The sequence below is a fragment of the uncultured Bacillus sp. genome (assembly GCF_958411575.1).
In the GTDB taxonomy this organism is placed as follows: domain Bacteria; phylum Bacillota; class Bacilli; order Bacillales; family Bacillaceae; genus Bacillus; species Bacillus spizizenii.
Map to the genome: position 1 here is coordinate 110276 of NZ_CATYRA010000005.1, position 16810 is coordinate 127085.

Annotated in this window: 17 protein-coding genes; 14 read left to right on the forward strand and 3 right to left on the reverse strand. The window is 43.9% G+C overall.

The genetic code is table 11. The features are described 5' to 3' along the window. Positions 1 to 16: 16 nt before the first annotated feature. Positions 17 to 151 carry a YqzM family protein gene (locus tag Q5C82_RS09975; RefSeq protein ID WP_003226152.1) on the reverse strand — a complete coding sequence of 45 codons (135 nt, stop codon included), beginning with the start codon at positions 149 to 151 and terminating at the stop codon, positions 17 to 19. Positions 152 to 191: 40 nt separating this feature from the next. On the opposite strand from Q5C82_RS09975, the gene Q5C82_RS09980 reads away from it, so the two are divergent. Together Q5C82_RS09980 and holA are read left to right on the forward strand one after the other, a co-directional pair. After that, positions 192 to 341: a hypothetical protein gene (locus tag Q5C82_RS09980; protein WP_136975859.1), complete on the forward strand. Its 150-nt coding sequence runs from the start codon at positions 192 to 194 to the stop codon at positions 339 to 341. Positions 342 to 380: 39 nt separating this feature from the next. Beyond that, complete coding sequence (gene holA / locus Q5C82_RS09985; protein ID WP_003226154.1) at positions 381 to 1424, forward strand: DNA polymerase III subunit delta; 1044 nt, start codon at positions 381 to 383, stop codon at positions 1422 to 1424. Between the two features lie 14 nt (positions 1425 to 1438). Here the strand turns inward: holA and rpsT are convergent, their stop codons facing one another. Next, entirely contained in the window at positions 1439 to 1705 is a 267-nt protein-coding gene (gene rpsT / locus Q5C82_RS09990) for a 30S ribosomal protein S20 (protein WP_003226155.1), read from the reverse strand. Positions 1706 to 1908: 203 nt separating this feature from the next. Between rpsT and gpr the strand changes: the two genes are divergently transcribed. The 12 genes from gpr to mtaB all read left to right on the forward strand — a co-directional run bounded on the left by gpr (position 1909) and on the right by mtaB (position 15841). After that, entirely contained in the window at positions 1909 to 3015 is a 1107-nt protein-coding gene (gene gpr / locus Q5C82_RS09995; RefSeq protein WP_003226157.1) for a GPR endopeptidase, read from the forward strand. 62 nt (positions 3016 to 3077) lie between these two features. Then, positions 3078 to 4283 (forward strand): spore autolysin SpoIIP, encoded by a 1206-nt coding sequence (gene spoIIP, locus Q5C82_RS10000; RefSeq protein ID WP_003226159.1) that lies wholly within the window; start codon positions 3078 to 3080, stop codon positions 4281 to 4283. A 16-nt stretch (positions 4284 to 4299) separates the two neighbouring features. Then, a complete protein-coding gene (locus Q5C82_RS10005; protein ID WP_003226161.1) occupies positions 4300 to 4638 on the forward strand; it encodes a YqxA family protein in 339 nt (112 codons plus the stop codon). A gap of 133 nt (positions 4639 to 4771) precedes the next feature. Next, positions 4772 to 6607 (forward strand): translation elongation factor 4, encoded by a 1836-nt coding sequence (gene lepA / locus Q5C82_RS10010; protein WP_003226163.1) that lies wholly within the window; start codon positions 4772 to 4774, stop codon positions 6605 to 6607. A 55-nt stretch (positions 6608 to 6662) separates the two neighbouring features. After that, the gene (hemW, locus tag Q5C82_RS10015; protein WP_003226165.1) at positions 6663 to 7802 is read left to right on the forward strand and encodes a radical SAM family heme chaperone HemW; all 1140 of its coding nucleotides are present in this window, start codon (positions 6663 to 6665) and stop codon (positions 7800 to 7802) included. An 80-nt stretch (positions 7803 to 7882) separates the two neighbouring features. Then, entirely contained in the window at positions 7883 to 8914 is a 1032-nt protein-coding gene (gene hrcA / locus Q5C82_RS10020) for a heat-inducible transcriptional repressor HrcA (RefSeq protein WP_003226167.1), read from the forward strand. Between the two features lie 71 nt (positions 8915 to 8985). Beyond that, entirely contained in the window at positions 8986 to 9549 is a 564-nt protein-coding gene (gene grpE, locus Q5C82_RS10025) for a nucleotide exchange factor GrpE (protein ID WP_003226169.1), read from the forward strand. 23 nt (positions 9550 to 9572) lie between these two features. After that, positions 9573 to 11408: a molecular chaperone DnaK gene (dnaK, locus tag Q5C82_RS10030; protein WP_003226171.1), complete on the forward strand. Its 1836-nt coding sequence runs from the start codon at positions 9573 to 9575 to the stop codon at positions 11406 to 11408. Between the two features lie 197 nt (positions 11409 to 11605). Then, on the forward strand, positions 11606 to 12733 hold the full coding sequence (gene dnaJ, locus Q5C82_RS10035) for a molecular chaperone DnaJ (RefSeq protein ID WP_003226173.1): 1128 nt from the start codon (positions 11606 to 11608) through the stop codon (positions 12731 to 12733). A gap of 24 nt (positions 12734 to 12757) precedes the next feature. Then, positions 12758 to 13693 carry a 50S ribosomal protein L11 methyltransferase gene (prmA, locus tag Q5C82_RS10040; RefSeq protein WP_003226175.1) on the forward strand — a complete coding sequence of 312 codons (936 nt, stop codon included), beginning with the start codon at positions 12758 to 12760 and terminating at the stop codon, positions 13691 to 13693. Positions 13694 to 13715: 22 nt separating this feature from the next. After that, the gene (locus Q5C82_RS10045; RefSeq protein ID WP_003226177.1) at positions 13716 to 14486 is read left to right on the forward strand and encodes a 16S rRNA (uracil(1498)-N(3))-methyltransferase; all 771 of its coding nucleotides are present in this window, start codon (positions 13716 to 13718) and stop codon (positions 14484 to 14486) included. Next, positions 14486 to 15841 carry a tRNA (N(6)-L-threonylcarbamoyladenosine(37)-C(2))-methylthiotransferase MtaB gene (gene mtaB / locus Q5C82_RS10050; protein ID WP_003226178.1) on the forward strand — a complete coding sequence of 452 codons (1356 nt, stop codon included), beginning with the start codon at positions 14486 to 14488 and terminating at the stop codon, positions 15839 to 15841. Before Q5C82_RS10045 ends, mtaB begins: the two co-directional genes overlap by 1 nt. Before the next feature lie 36 nt (positions 15842 to 15877). On the opposite strand, the gene Q5C82_RS10055 is transcribed toward mtaB, so the two are convergent. Further along, positions 15878 to 16801: a Na/Pi symporter gene (locus Q5C82_RS10055; protein WP_003226181.1), complete on the reverse strand. Its 924-nt coding sequence runs from the start codon at positions 16799 to 16801 to the stop codon at positions 15878 to 15880. Positions 16802 to 16810: the final 9 nt, after the last annotated feature.

Here is a 16810-nt window from a genome sequence, read left to right on the forward strand (position 1 = left end):
GCCCGGGCAGTCGCTGTTATGAACCAACCAGGTGAATAACCGTTGCCATGACAAACAAGAAGGCGAAAAATCCGAAGGACACAACAAAACCAACAGCTGAATCTACAGCATCATTTCGTTTGCTTTGAACGGTTTTTTCAAAATCATTCAACTTTATCCCTCCTGACTGATTTAAGTATAATGGAATCGTTTTGAAAAATCTAGAAGCTAAGGTAACGTTTTCTGTTCTGGTGATTATCGCCTCTTTACAAGCTGTCCCGGGGGCTTGCGAACAGGCGTTTAATATAAATGGGGAAGCAGCAGTCAGGCTTCCTCTTTACTATTTTGCGAACTCAATTTAGGATAGAAGGGGATGATGAAAGAGAGGAAGTCGTACAATAATGGTATTTGATGTGTGGAAAAGCCTGAAAAAGGGAGATGTTCATCCGGTTTATTGTTTATACGGAAAAGAGACATATCTGCTGCAAGAAACCGTCAGCAGGATCAGACAGACGGTCATTGACCAAGAGACAAAGGATTTTAATCTATCCGTTTTTGATCTGGAAGAGGACCCGCTGGATCAAGCAATTGCAGATGCTGAAACGTTCCCGTTTATGGGGGAGCGGCGTCTTGTTATTGTGAAAAATCCATCCTTTTTAACAGGTGAAAAGAAAAAAGAAAAAATTGAGCATAACGTCAGTGCGCTTGAAACATATATACAATCGCCTGCGCCTTACACGGTCTTTGTCCTGCTTGCCCCGTATGAAAAGCTGGATGAGCGGAAAAAACTAACGAAAGCGTTAAAGAAGCACGCGTTTATGATGGAGGCGAAGGAATTAAACGCAAAGGAGACGACAGATTTTACTGTCAACCTTGCAAAAACCGAGCAGAAAACAATCGGCACGGAAGCAGCGGAGCATTTGGTTCTGCTTGTGAATGGACATCTGTCATCGATTTTTCAGGAGATTCAAAAGCTCTGCACGTTTATTGGACATCGTGAAGAAATTACGTTGGATGATGTAAAAATGCTTGTTGCGAGAAGCCTTGAACAAAATATTTTTGAGCTGATTAATAAAATCGTCAACCGGAAACGAACGGAGAGTCTGCAAATTTTTTATGATTTGCTCAAACAAAATGAAGAACCAATCAAAATCATGGCGCTTATTTCGAACCAGTTCCGCCTGATTCTGCAAACAAAGTATTTCGCGGAACAAGGGTACGGACAAAAACAAATCGCTTCTAATTTAAAAGTTCACCCATTTCGGGTAAAGCTAGCAATGGATCAAGCAAGGCTTTTTTCAGAGGGGGAGCTCCGGTCAATTATTGAACAGCTTGCCGTGATGGACTATGAGATGAAAACCGGGAAAAAGGACAAGCAGCTCCTGCTCGAACTGTTCCTTTTACAGCTGTTAAAAAGAAATGAAAAAAACGATCCCCATTATTGAGGATCGTTTTTATATTATGCAGAAAGTCCGTTCACTTTTTTCGCTAGTCTTGATTTGTATCGAGCTGCGGCATTTTTGTGTACAAGACCTGTTTTCACTGCTTTATCAATACGTTTAGCTGCTTCAGTAAGAGCAGTTTTCGCTTTGTCAGCTTCGTTGTTGGCAACAGAAGCTTCAACTTGTTTGATTGCAGTACGCATAGCAGATTTGATTGTCGCGTTATGAACGCGGCGTTCGTTGTTTGTTTTTGTACGTTTAATCGCTGATTTAATGTTTGGCATGTGTTTCACCTCCTAAGATACAACCTGTAGCACAGTGTCTTAAGGTTAAATCTTCTTCACAATAGAACAAATTGTATTCTATCAAACACATCTTTAGATTGCAATATAAATGTAAAGTATTTTTCATTGAAGGGTCTCTTTTTAGCATGATTCATTCAGCAAATGGCAACAATATAGGTACTTAATGTGAAGGAGGCCCCCTGATGAAAAAGAGTGAGCTGGATGTTAATCAGTATTTGATACGTACCGATTTAGCAGTTGAAATGAAGGAAGCGATGGCCAATCAGCAGGCTGTGCCGACAAAAGAAATTAAAGGTTTTATTGAAAAAGAACGCGATCGCGGCGGCATTAAAATCCGCACTGTTGATATTACAAAGGAAGGCGCGGAGCTCTCGGGAAAAAAAGAAGGGCGCTATTTAACGCTTGAGGCGCAAGGAATCAGAGAGAATGATTCGGAAATGCAGGAAAAGGTCTCTGCTGTCTTTGCGGAGGAATTCTCGGCTTTTCTTGAAAGCCTTAATATCTCAAAAGATGCGAGCTGTTTGATCGTCGGGCTCGGCAACTGGAACGTAACACCTGACGCGCTGGGACCGATGGCTGTAGAAAATCTATTGGTAACAAGGCACTTGTTTAAGCTTCAGCCGGAAAATGTGCAGGAGGGCTACAGGCCTGTCAGTGCGTTTGCACCTGGTGTGATGGGGATTACGGGAATCGAAACAAGCGACATTATTAAAGGTGTGATTGAGCAATCGAAGCCTGATTTTGTCATTGCCATTGATGCATTGGCGGCGCGGGCGGTGGAAAGGGTCAACACTACCATTCAAATATCGGATACAGGTATTCACCCGGGATCAGGGGTGGGGAATAAACGAAAAGATTTAAGCAAAGACACGCTCGGTGTACCGGTGATTGCCATCGGAGTTCCGACGGTCGTTGATGCCGTGACGATTGCCAGCGATACGGTGGACTACATATTAAAACATTTTGGCAGAGAAATGAAGGATAACAGACCGTCAAGATCGCTTGTTCCGGCTGGCATGACGTTTGGGAAAAAGAAAGTGCTCACTGAAGAAGATCTTCCCGATCAAAAGCAGCGTCAATCGTTTCTTGGCATTGTCGGAACCCTTCAAGAAGATGAAAAACGACAGCTCATTCACGAGGTGCTTTCGCCTTTAGGCCACAACTTAATGGTTACGCCGAAGGAAGTTGATTCTTTTATCGACGATATGGCAAATGTGCTGGCGAATGGATTAAACACAGCGCTTCACGAAAAAGTGTCACAAGAAAACAAAGGCTCCTACAATCACTAAACAGTTCTACTTCCTCTAGCTTGTTCATAGAGTAATTACTAGACAAGCGCTGGAGGGATTCAATGAGAAATAAACGCAGAAACAGACAAATTGTTGTTGCGGTAAATGGCGGGAAAGCGGTAAAAGCCATCTTTCTATTTATCGTAAGCCTTATCGTGATTTTTGTTCTATCCGGTGTGCTGACGTCTCTCCGGCCGGAACTCAGGCCGTCGTCTGACTCTTTTTACGGGATTGCTGAAGAACTGCCGGGTGACGTGTTTGCACACTTGCTGCGGATGGAAAACCATTATTTCGCTTCTGATCTTTCTCAAGCCGATAGCTCGTTTCATCTATCACGTCTTTCTTTGAAGCTGGCAACAAGCATTAACCTCGAAGATCCGCGGAGTTTTCTCGGCCGGGAGCTGCCGGGGTTTGCACAATTTGATACCGAGATTCTGTTGGCTGGACAAGGCACGGACTATACGAATATGCCTGCGGAATCTCCGCCGCCGTCAAAGGTGATGGAGGAAGAAAGAGAAGCGAATTTGGCCGAAATAGAAAAACAGCAAACACAATCAGACAATGCGCAAAAAGATCCGCCGAAACAAACAACGGGTGATAAAAAGGTTGTCTTTATCTATCACACGCACACTACGGAATCATATCTCCCGCTATTAAAAGGCGAGACCGATCCTGATATGGCGCGCCATTCTAAAGCCAACGTCACGCTCGTAGGAGATATGTTCGGAAAAGCGCTAGAATCCCAAGGCATCGGATCCACAGTGAACAAAACCGATATACAGGCAAAGCTGAACAAAAAAGGCTTAAACTATGCCAGATCCTATGATGAATCAAGGCCGGTCGTCAAAGATGCGCTCGCCTCAAACAAAAATCTGCAATATATCATTGATATCCATAGAGATTCAAGGCGCAAAAAAGATACGACGGCAACGATTAAGGGGAAAAGCTATGCCCGCGTAGCCTTTGTCGTCGGCAAAAAAAGCAAAAACTTTGAAGAAAATTATAAAATTGCGAGTGAGCTTCATAAGCTGATGGAGAAAAAATACCCCGGACTCAGTACAGGTGTCTTTTCAAAAGGCTCGCCAGGCGATAATGGTGTTTACAATCAGGATTTAACCGACAGAGCGCTTTTGCTCGAATTTGGCGGAGTAGATAATAATCTTGAAGAGCTGCAGCATGCGGCTGACGCAGCCGCGGACGTATTCAGCGAAATGTACTGGGATGCTGAAAAGGTCAACGCGGAGAGCGGCGAGACGAAAAAACAATAAGAAACAGGTGGTTGATTTGATTGCATACTTTGGCAAATGCTTGCTGCTTGTCACGATCATGTTTTTAGGCGTTCTGTTCGGCATGCAGCAGGCGAATAACGGGATGCTCAGTATGAAAGGTTATCATGACCCTTCACTTAAAGGGGCGTTTACGCTCACCGACGGAAAAAATAATGAAAAAGAAGCCTCGATCTTAGGAGAAACAGTCACAGCGAAAGATTTAGAAGAGAAACAAAAAGAGCTGGAACAGGTGGAAACGTTCAATGTGTTCTCTAAAGCCGGGAAAGCGCTTTCTGATACCGTAACCAACACTGCCCAGTCAATGTATGAATGGATACGCGATATGAATCAATAGGTGCGTGAAAGAGAAAAGCAGCCCAGGTATGACAGGGAACTTTTCTCTTTCTTGTTTTACATTGAATCTTTACAATCCTATTGATATAATCTAAGCTAGTGTATTTTGCGTTTAATAGTAGGAGTGATAGATTGTGACAGATAAAGAAAAGCGTTTAGAGAGGCAGTCGAGAATACGGAACTTCTCTATCATTGCCCATATTGACCACGGAAAATCGACCTTAGCGGATCGTATTTTAGAAAAAACGTCGGCAATCACTCAACGAGAAATGAAAGAACAATTGCTCGATTCTATGGATCTTGAACGTGAACGGGGCATAACGATTAAGTTAAACTCTGTTCAGCTTAAATACAAAGCAAAAGATGGAGAGGAATACATTTTTCACTTGATTGATACGCCGGGACACGTCGACTTCACGTACGAAGTATCCCGAAGCCTAGCTGCCTGCGAAGGAGCGATTCTTGTCGTGGATGCAGCACAGGGAATTGAAGCGCAGACGCTCGCCAATGTCTACTTAGCGCTTGACAACGATCTTGAAATACTTCCAGTCATCAATAAAATCGATCTGCCGAGCGCCGAGCCCGAACGCGTGCGCCAAGAGGTAGAGGATGTTATTGGCCTTGACGCATCAGAAGCCGTGCTTGCTTCAGCAAAAGCCGGTATCGGGATTGAGGAGATTTTAGAACAAATCGTAGAAAAGGTGCCCGCTCCGACCGGAGATCCGGAGGCGCCGCTCAAAGCACTGATCTTCGACTCACTTTATGACGCTTACCGCGGTGTCGTGGCGTATATCAGAGTTGTTGAAGGAACGGTAAAGCCGGGGCAAAAAATCAAAATGATGGCAACCGGCAAAGAGTTTGAAGTGACAGAAGTCGGTGTGTTCACGCCGAAAGCAACTCCGACAGATGAACTGACGGTCGGCGATGTAGGCTTTTTAACCGCTGCGATCAAAAATGTCGGTGATACACGCGTCGGTGACACGATAACAAGCGCGGCCGAACAAGCTGCCGAAGCATTGCCTGGATATCGCAAGCTGAACCCGATGGTGTATTGCGGTTTATATCCGATCGATACGGCCAAATACAACGATTTAAGGGAAGCTCTTGAAAAGCTTGAGCTGAATGACTCATCGCTTCAATATGAAGCAGAGACATCCCAAGCGCTCGGATTCGGTTTCCGCTGCGGATTTTTAGGTATGCTTCACATGGAAATCATTCAGGAGCGGATTGAGCGTGAGTTTAAAATCGACCTGATCACAACAGCACCGAGTGTTATATACGATGTGTATATGACAGACGGAGAAAAAGTGGTGGTTGATAATCCGTCAAATATGCCTGACCCTCAAAAGATCGAACGGATAGAAGAGCCGTATGTAAAAGCGACAATGATGGTGCCGAACGATTATGTCGGTGCAGTGATGGAGCTTTGCCAAGGAAAACGCGGCAATTTTATCGACATGCAATATTTAGACGCTAATCGCGTCAGCATTGTTTATGACATGCCATTAGCGGAAATCGTCTATGAGTTTTTTGATCAGCTGAAATCAAGCACAAAAGGCTACGCGTCCTTTGATTACGAACTGATCGGCTACAAACCGTCTAAACTTGTCAAGATGGACATTATGCTGAACGGAGAAAAAATCGACGCCCTTTCATTTATCGTGCATCGCGATTACGCGTACGAACGCGGAAAAGTAATTGTAGAAAAACTGAAAGAGCTCATTCCGCGCCAGCACTTTGAAGTACCGATTCAAGCGGCGATCGGCCAGAAAATCGTGGCCCGCTCTACCATAAAAGCGATGCGTAAAAACGTATTGGCTAAATGTTACGGCGGAGACATCTCGCGGAAACGGAAGCTTCTTGAAAAACAAAAAGAAGGAAAACGCCGAATGAAGCAGGTCGGCTCAGTTGAAGTGCCGCAAGAAGCATTTATGGCGGTCCTGAAAATGGACGACAGTCCGAAAAAATAATAGAAGCCGCCGCAGTCCTGTACTGCGGCTTCTTTCTGTAAAGAAGGTGAATACATTGAAATCAGCTTATATCCATATTCCATTTTGTGAGCATATTTGCCACTACTGCGATTTCAATAAATATTTTATTCAAAGCCAGCCTGTTGACGAGTATTTAAACGCGCTCGAACAGGAAATGATAAATACAATAGCAAAAACAGGAAAGCCTGACCTCAAAACGATCTTTATCGGAGGAGGCACGCCGACCTCTCTCTCTGAGGAACAGCTCAAAAAGCTGATGGATATGATCATACGAGTGCTGAAGCCCTCAAGCACCTTATCGGAATTTGCAGTTGAAGCGAATCCGGACGACTTGTCCGCAGAGAAATTAAACATATTAAAAGAATCCGGCGTAAATCGCCTCAGCTTTGGTGTCCAAACGTTCGAAGACGATCTGTTAGAAAAAATCGGCCGGGTGCACAAACAAAAAGATGTATTTGCTTCTTTTGAAAGGGCGCGGGAAATCGGTTTTGACAATATCAGTCTTGATTTAATGTTCGGGCTCCCGGGACAAACCCTCAAGCATGTGGATCATTCTTTAAACACTGCTTTATCGCTGGATGCCGAGCATTATTCCGTATACTCCCTCATTGTAGAGCCGAAAACGGTATTTTATAATTTGATGCAAAAAGGGCGGCTTCATCTTCCGCCGCAGGAGCAGGAAGCCGAAATGTATGAAATGGTGATGAGGCGCATGGAAGCTAACGGTATTCATCAATATGAAATCAGCAACTTTGCCAAGGCAGGTTTGGAATCAAAGCACAATCTGACGTATTGGAGCAATGAAGAATATTTCGGCTTCGGAGCAGGGGCCCACGGATATATCAGCGGCACACGGACAGTCAATGTAGGACCTGTCAAACATTACATTGACCTGATAGCCGAAAAAGGCTTTCCGTACAGAGATACACATGAAGTGACAACAGAAGAACAAATTGAAGAAGAAATGTTTTTAGGCTTGAGAAAAACAGCCGGTGTCAGCAAAAAACGATTTGCAGAAAAATACGGTCGTTCACTGGATGAACTTTTTCCAAACGTATTAAAAGATCTCACTGAAAAAGGGCTGATTCACAATTCTGAGTCTGCCGTTTGTTTGACTCATCAGGGGAAATTATTAGGTAATGAAGTTTTTGGCGCTTTTTTGGGTGAGTTATAATTGACATTTTTCTTGTGGTTTGATACTTTTGTTATAGAATTAGCACTCGCTTATCGAGAGTGCTAACAGAGGTGATGATGATGTTAACAAATCGTCAGCTGCTGATCCTTCAGGTCATAATCAACGATTTTATTAAATCGGCACAGCCGGTAGGATCAAGAACTCTTTCGAAAAAAGATGAAATCACATTTAGCTCTGCAACAATAAGAAACGAGATGGCTGACTTGGAAGAATTGGGCTTCATTGAAAAAACCCATTCATCCTCAGGACGAGTTCCGTCAGAAAAAGGGTATCGGTACTATGTTGACCATTTGCTTTCACCCGTCAAACTGACAAAAAGCGACCTGGACCAAATCCACTCGATCTTCAAAGAGAAAATTTTCGAGCTGGAGAAGACAGTTCAAAAATCAGCGCAAATTTTGTCCGATCTGACGAATTACACATCCATCGTACTCGGGCCGAAGCTGAGTGAGAATTATCTTAAACAGATTCAAATCATACCGATTCAGCCTGATATGGCGGTAGCAATTCTCGTTACCAATACAGGGCATGTGGAAAACAAAACAATTAATTTTCCAGCCAAAATGGATCTGTCTGATATTGAAAAACTGGTAAATATATTGAACGACCGTTTAAGCGGCGTTCCAATGGATGAACTGAATGAGCGCATATTTAAGGAAGTCGTCATGTACTTAAGACAGCACATTAAGAACTATGACAATATACTTGACGCGCTTCGTTCAACCTTTCATTCCACAAATCACGTTGAAAAATTGTTTTTCGGCGGAAAAATCAATATGCTGAACCAGCCGGAGTTCCATGATATCACCAGAGTTCGGTCGCTTCTCTCATTAATTGAAAAAGAACAGGATGTTTTAAAGCTCGTTCAATCCCCACACACGGGGATTTCGATTAAAATCGGGAAAGAAAACGACTATGAAGAGATGGAAAACTGCAGTCTGATTACGGCTTCTTATTCCGTTGATCAGAAGCAGATCGGCTCAATTGCGATCATCGGTCCGACCCGCATGAATTATTCCAGGGTTGTCAGCCTGCTTCAGCATGTGACTTCGGACTTGTCAAAAGCATTAACAAATTTGTATGATGAATAAGGGAATTTTGGCAAATTTTATCGAAGGGCAGCACCCGCCCTTCTCCTTACACTTTGAGGGAGGTGAACACAATGTCAGAAGAAAAACAAACCGTTGAACAAAACGAAACAGAAGAGCAAGAAGTCATTGAAGAACAAGCTGCCGCTGAAGAACAGCAGGAAGAAACAAATGAAAGCGAACTTCTTCAAAATCAAATTAACGAATTGCAAGGTTTGCTTGAGGAAAAGGAAAACAAACTTTTGCGTGTTCAAGCAGACTTTGAAAACTATAAACGACGCAGCCGTTTAGAAATGGAAGCGTCCCAGAAATACCGTTCTCAAAACATCGTTAGTGAATTGCTGCCGGCTCTAGACAGCTTTGAAAGAGCGCTTCAGGTTGAGGCCGACAATGAACAGACGAAAAGTTTGCTCCAGGGAATGGAAATGGTCCACCGCCAGCTCGTAGAAGCCTTGAAAAAAGAAGGCGTAGAAGCCATCGAAGCTGTAGGGCAGGAATTTGATCCGAACCTTCACCAAGCCGTTATGCAGGCTGAAGATGAAAACTACGGCTCCAACATTGTCGTTGAGGAAATGCAAAAAGGTTACAAGCTGAAGGATCGCGTCATTCGCCCTTCCATGGTTAAAGTGAATCAATAATTACATAGCAGGAGGTTATTCAAGTGAGTAAAGTTATCGGAATCGACTTAGGTACAACAAACTCATGTGTGGCAGTGCTTGAAGGCGGCGAGCCTAAAGTTATTGCTAACGCTGAAGGAAACCGCACAACGCCATCAGTTGTCGCATTCAAAAACGGCGAACGCCAAGTAGGGGAAGTGGCAAAACGCCAATCTATCACAAACCCTAACACAATCATGTCTGTTAAACGCCATATGGGTACTGATTACAAAGTGGAAATTGAAGGAAAAGATTACACTCCTCAAGAAGTGTCTGCTATCATCCTTCAACACCTTAAATCATACGCTGAAAGTTATCTTGGCGAAACAGTATCAAAAGCAGTTATCACAGTTCCTGCTTACTTTAACGATGCTGAGCGTCAAGCGACAAAAGACGCTGGTAAAATTGCAGGTCTTGAAGTAGAACGTATCATCAACGAGCCGACTGCAGCAGCGCTAGCATACGGACTTGATAAAACAGATGAAGATCAAACGATCCTAGTATACGACCTTGGCGGCGGTACATTCGACGTTTCCATCCTTGAACTTGGCGACGGTGTATTCGAAGTTCGTTCAACTGCCGGTGACAACCGTCTGGGCGGTGACGATTTTGACCAAGTGATCATCGATCACCTTGTGTCTGAATTCAAAAAAGAAAACGGCATTGACCTGTCAAAAGACAAAATGGCGCTTCAACGTTTGAAAGACGCAGCTGAAAAAGCGAAAAAAGATCTTTCCGGCGTATCTTCTACGCAAATTTCTTTACCGTTTATCACAGCTGGAGAAGCAGGACCGCTTCACCTTGAACTTACATTAACTCGCGCTAAATTCGAAGAGCTTTCTTCTCATTTAGTAGAGCGCACAATGGGCCCTGTCCGTCAAGCGCTTCAAGATGCAGGACTTACTGCAAGCGAAATCGACAAAGTCATTCTTGTCGGCGGATCAACTCGTATTCCTGCCGTGCAAGAAGCAATCAAAAAAGAAACTGGAAAAGAAGCGCATAAAGGCGTAAACCCGGATGAAGTTGTAGCGCTTGGTGCTGCGATTCAGGGCGGCGTTATCACTGGTGACGTAAAAGACGTAGTTCTTCTTGACGTTACACCGCTTTCTCTCGGTATTGAAACAATGGGCGGCGTGTTCACAAAACTGATCGACCGCAACACAACAATTCCGACAAGTAAATCACAAGTGTTCTCAACTGCTGCTGATAACCAAACAGCTGTTGATATCCATGTTCTTCAAGGTGAGCGCCCAATGTCTGCCGACAATAAAACACTTGGCCGCTTCCAGCTTACTGATATCCCGCCAGCACCGCGCGGCGTGCCTCAAATCGAAGTTTCATTCGATATTGACAAAAACGGTATCGTAAACGTAAGAGCAAAAGACTTAGGCACAGGAAAAGAACAAAACATCACAATCAAATCTTCTTCAGGTCTTTCTGATGATGAGATCGAACGCATGGTAAAAGAAGCGGAAGAAAATGCTGACGCTGATGCGAAGAAAAAAGAAGAAATCGAAGTCCGCAATGAAGCAGATCAACTTGTTTTCCAAACTGAGAAAACATTAAAAGATCTTGAAGGCAAAGTGGATGAAGAACAAGTGAAAAAAGCCAACGATGCCAAGGATGCTTTAAAAGCAGCGATTGAGAAAAACGAATTTGAAGAGATCAAAGCGAAAAAAGATGAGCTTCAAGCAATCGTTCAAGAGCTTTCTATGAAGCTTTACGAAGAAGCTGCTAAAGCACAGCAAGCTCAAGGCGGAGCAAATGCTGAAGGCAAAGCGGATGACAACGTTGTTGACGCTGAATACGAAGAAGTAAACGACGACCAAAACAAAAAATAAGTTTCTTTCTGAGTCAGCCCGTTTTTGGGCTGGCTGAAAAGAACATATTTCATAATCTGATTCAATGGTTAGAAAGTCAAAGTCAGGCATCTCTTGGCTTTGACTTTTTTTCTTGCCCGGGATAAAAGGAATTGAAAAATCATAATTCAAAATGATACAATCTAATTTATGTGAGAAATTCGGGAGAGTGAAGCGAGATGAGTAAGCGTGATTACTATGAAGTGCTGGGAGTAAGTAAGAGCGCTTCAAAGGATGAAATTAAAAAAGCTTATCGAAAGCTGTCAAAAAAATATCATCCTGATATTAACAAAGAAGCCGGATCAGATGAAAAGTTTAAAGAAGTCAAAGAAGCATACGAAACGCTGTCTGATGATCAAAAACGGTCTCATTACGATCAATTTGGCCATACTGATCCTAACCAAGGCTTCGGCGGCGGCGGTTTTGGCGGCGGCGACTTCGGCGGTTTTGGTTTCGATGATATTTTCTCAAGTATTTTCGGCGGTGGCACAAGACGAAGAGATCCAAACGCACCGCGTCAAGGTGCCGATTTGCAATATACGATGACCTTGTCGTTTGAGGATGCCGCTTTCGGTAAAGAAACAACGATTGAAATTCCTCGTGAGGAAACGTGTGATACATGTAAAGGCTCAGGTGCAAAACCTGGAACAAACCCGGAAACGTGCTCGCACTGCGGAGGATCCGGCCAGTTAAACGTGGAGCAAAATACACCGTTTGGAAAAGTCGTGAACAGACGGGTCTGCCACCACTGTGAAGGTACGGGCAAAATGATTAAAGACAAATGTGCGGATTGCGGCGGCAAAGGAAAAATTAAAAAACGCAAAAAAATTAACGTAACAATTCCAGCCGGTGTAGATGACGGGCAGCAGTTGCGTCTCTCAGGACAGGGTGAACCAGGCGTAAACGGGGGCCCTGCCGGGGATCTATTTGTCGTGTTCCATGTGCGTGCCCACGAATTCTTTGAGCGTGACGGAGATGATATTTACTGTGAAATGCCGTTAACGTTTGCTCAGGCCGCTCTTGGAGATGAAGTGGAAGTTCCGACGCTTCACGGGAAAGTGAAATTGAAAATCCCTGCTGGTACACAAACAGGGACAAAATTCAGGTTAAGAGGCAAAGGCGTTCAAAATGTCAGAGGCTATGGACAGGGTGACCAGCATATCGTCGTCCGCGTTGTCACGCCGACAAACTTGACAGATAAACAAAAAGACATTATCCGCGAATTTGCCGAAATCAGCGGAAACCTGCCTGATGAACAGGAAATGAGTTTCTTTGATAAGGTAAAACGCGCGTTTAAAGGCGATTAATTATTGGATGAGGAGTTGGTAGTTTTGAAATGGTCCGAATTAAGCATTCACACAACACATGAAGCGGTCGAACCTATCTCAAATATTTTGCATGAAGCTGGTGCGAGTGGGGTTGTGATAGAGGACCCGCTTGATTTAATTAAAGAACGTGAGAATGTGTACGGGGAAATCTACCAGCTCGACCCCAATGATTATCCGAACGAGGGTGTCATTGTCAAAGCATATCTGCCGGTCAACAGCTTTCTTGGAGAAACGGTAGAGGGCATTAAAGAAACAATTAATAATCTGCTCCTTTATGATATTGATTTGGGCAGAAACCACATCACAATTTCCGAAGTGAACGAAGAGGAATGGGCGACTGCTTGGAAAAAGTATTACCACCCTGTGAAAATTTCTGAAAAGTTTACGATTGTACCAACATGGGAGGAATACACGCCGGTCCATACGGATGAACTGATTATAGAAATGGACCCTGGTATGGCTTTCGGCACAGGCACACACCCGACAACCGTACTCTGCATTCAGGCGCTTGAACGCATTGTGCAAAAAGGTGATAAGGTGATTGATGTCGGTACAGGTTCCGGAATTTTAAGTATTGCGGCTGCAATGCTTGAGGCTGAATCGGTCCATGCTTACGATCTTGATCCCGTGGCTGTAGAAAGTGCACGCCTCAACCTCAAGCTGAACAAAGTGAGCGATATTGCTCAAGTAAAGCAAAACAATTTGTTAGACGGGATTGAAGGGGAACATGATGTGATTGTTGCCAACATTTTGGCTGAAGTCATTCTTCGCTTTACCTCACAAGCGTACAGCCTGTTAAAAGAAGGCGGCCATTTTATTACGTCGGGAATCATCGGGCATAAAAAACAAGAAGTTAGAGAAGCACTGGAACAAGCTGGCTTTACCATTGTAGAAATCCTTTCAATGGAAGATTGGGTCAGCATTATTGCGAAAAAATAACAGTTAGTAGGTGTCACAGCGTATGCAACGATATTTTATCGAGCTCACGAAGCAGCAAATGGAGGAAGCGCCGGCTTTTTCGGTTACCGGCGAAGATGTTCATCATATTGTGAACGTGATGAGAATGAATGAGGGAGATCAGATTATCTGCTGCTCTCAGGACGGCTTCGAGGCAAAATGTGAACTTCAATCTGTTTCCAAAGATAATGTGTCCTGCCTTGTGGTAGAATGGACGGATGAAAACAGAGAGCTCCCGATAAAGGTCTATATTGCGAGCGGCCTCCCGAAAGGAGATAAGCTTGAATGGATTATCCAAAAGGGGACTGAGCTCGGAGCTCACGCCTTTATACCTTTTCAAGCCGCGCGTTCTGTTGTTAAGCTGGATGACAAAAAGGCAAAGAAAAAGCGGGAAAGATGGGCGAAAATTGCGAAGGAAGCGGCTGAACAATCGTACCGTAACGAAGTGCCGCAAGTGATGGATGTCCATTCTTTTCAGCAGCTTCTTCAACGGATGCAAGATTTCGATAAATGTGTCGTTGCATACGAGGAGTCATCGAAGAAAGGTGAAATAAGCGCATTTAGCGCAGTTGTTAGACGCCTTCCGAAAGGATCATCCCTTTTGATCGTATTTGGTCCCGAAGGCGGTTTAACAGAAGCGGAGGTTGAACGGCTCACAGAGAAAGACAGTATGCCGTGCGGCCTTGGACCAAGAATTTTAAGGACAGAAACCGCTCCGCTATACGCGTTGAGTGCGATTTCTTATCAAACAGAGTTATTAAGAGGTGATCAGTAATGGCAACTGTTGCTTTCCATACGCTTGGCTGTAAAGTCAACCATTATGAAACAGAAGCAATCTGGCAGCTTTTCAAAGAAGCGGGCTATGAAAGAAGAGACTTTGAACAAACAGCTGATGTATATGTCATTAATACATGTACGGTAACAAATACGGGGGATAAAAAAAGCCGCCAAGTGATCAGACGCGCCATTCGTCAAAATCCTGACGGTGTCATCTGTGTCACAGGCTGCTATGCGCAAACCTCGCCTGCTGAGATTATGGCGATCCCTGGTGTCGATATTGTAGTCGGAACGCAGGATCGGGAAAAAATGCTCGGCTACATCGACCAATACCGTGAAGAACGCCAGCCGATTAACGGCGTCAGCAACATCATGAAAGCAAGAGTGTATGAAGAGCTTGATGTACCTGCTTTCACTGACCGGACAAGAGCGTCATTGAAAATACAGGAAGGCTGCAATAATTTCTGCACATTCTGTATCATTCCGTGGGCGCGCGGCCTACTTCGCTCCCGTGACCCTGAAGAAGTCATTAAACAAGCGCAGCAGCTCGTCGATGCCGGATATAAAGAAATTGTTCTTACAGGTATTCATACCGGCGGCTACGGCGAAGATATGAAAGATTACAACTTCGCAAAGCTCTTGAGCGAATTAGATACTCGTGTTGAAGGCGTTAAACGAATCAGAATTTCTTCAATTGAAGCCAGCCAAATCACAGACGAAGTGATCGAGGTCTTAGACCGCTCAGATAAGATTGTGAATCATTTGCATATTCCTATTCAATCCGGATCAAACACAGTGCTTAAACGGATGAGACGTAAATATACGATGGAGTTTTTTGCAGACCGTTTAAACAAACTGAAAAAAGCACTGCCAGGCTTAGCTGTTACTTCTGATGTCATTGTAGGGTTCCCTGGCGAAACTGAAGAAGAATTTATGGAAACCTATAACTTTATTAAAGAACATAAATTCTCTGAACTGCATGTTTTCCCTTACAGTAAACGTACAGGAACGCCAGCTGCGCGAATGGAAGACCAAGTGGATGAAAACGTAAAAAATGAACGTGTACACCGCCTGATTGCTCTATCTGACCAGCTTGCGAAGGAATATGCTTCTCAGTATGAAAATGAAGTGCTTGAGATCATCCCTGAGGAAGCGTATAAGGAAACGGAAGAAGAGAACATGTTTGTCGGTTACACAGACAACTATATGAAGGTTGTTTTCAAAGGTACGGAAGATATGATCGGCAAAATCGTGAAAGTCAAAATCCTAAATGCAGGCTATCCTTACAACGAAGGGCAATTTGTCCGTGTTGTTGAGGATGAAATAACTGAACACATGCGTTTGTCTTCTTAATCTAAAACCGGTGCATCTACATGTACCGGTTTTTTTTTATTTAGCTGGAATAAGAAAGTGAATCAATCGGTAAAACAAGTTTGTAAGCGGAAGAAATAAAAGAGCTGTCACCACATTAAATAAAAGGCTGAAATGGGCGATCCTTTGTGCGGGATCAGGGGATAACTGTTCTACAAAGCCGGTCGCTGCCGCCAGAAAAGGAAATACAAGAGCCACGCCCAGCACGTTAAACACCACATGGGCATACGCTGTCTGTTTCGCCGCATATCCGCCGGATACAGCAGCCATGACAGCTGTAATGCATGTCCCGATATTTGACCCGAGCACGACGCTCATCGCCTGTGTCAGTCCGATAATGCCTTCATTCATAAAGCTCATCAAAATGCCGATACAGACAGAGCTTGAGTGAATGATTGCAGTTAACACCATACCGATAAGCAAAGCGGACCAGTTTGAATCGTTAACATGGTAAAGAACTTCAGCTCCCGTTTTCAGCTTTGTAAGCGGCCCTGCAAGATGGCTGAACCCGCTGATGCAAAAAAAGATGATGCCGAGACCGAGGAAGCTTGTTCCCAGCTGTTTCAAAGGGTACCTGCCAGTCAGAAAAAACAATAAACCGCCTATCAAAAGAATCCAAATCAAAACATCCATTTTGATAGCAATAAATTCAGTTGTAAAGGTAGATCCGACATTTGTTCCCAGGATCATCGGTATCGTCCGCTTAAAAGAAAGAACGCCCGCACTGACAAAGCCGATGACAATAACCATAAAGGCTGAACTGCTCTGAAGAATCCCCGTAAATACAATGCTGATTAGAAACGCTTTTAACGGATGGTCCGTAAATAATAGCAAACGTTCTTCAATTTTTGAGTACGCCATTGAAATTAAGCCTTTTCGAAGCATGTTCATGCCTGCGAGAAAGAATAATATAAGAGCAGTAAAGCTAATCAGAATTAACATCCTATTCAC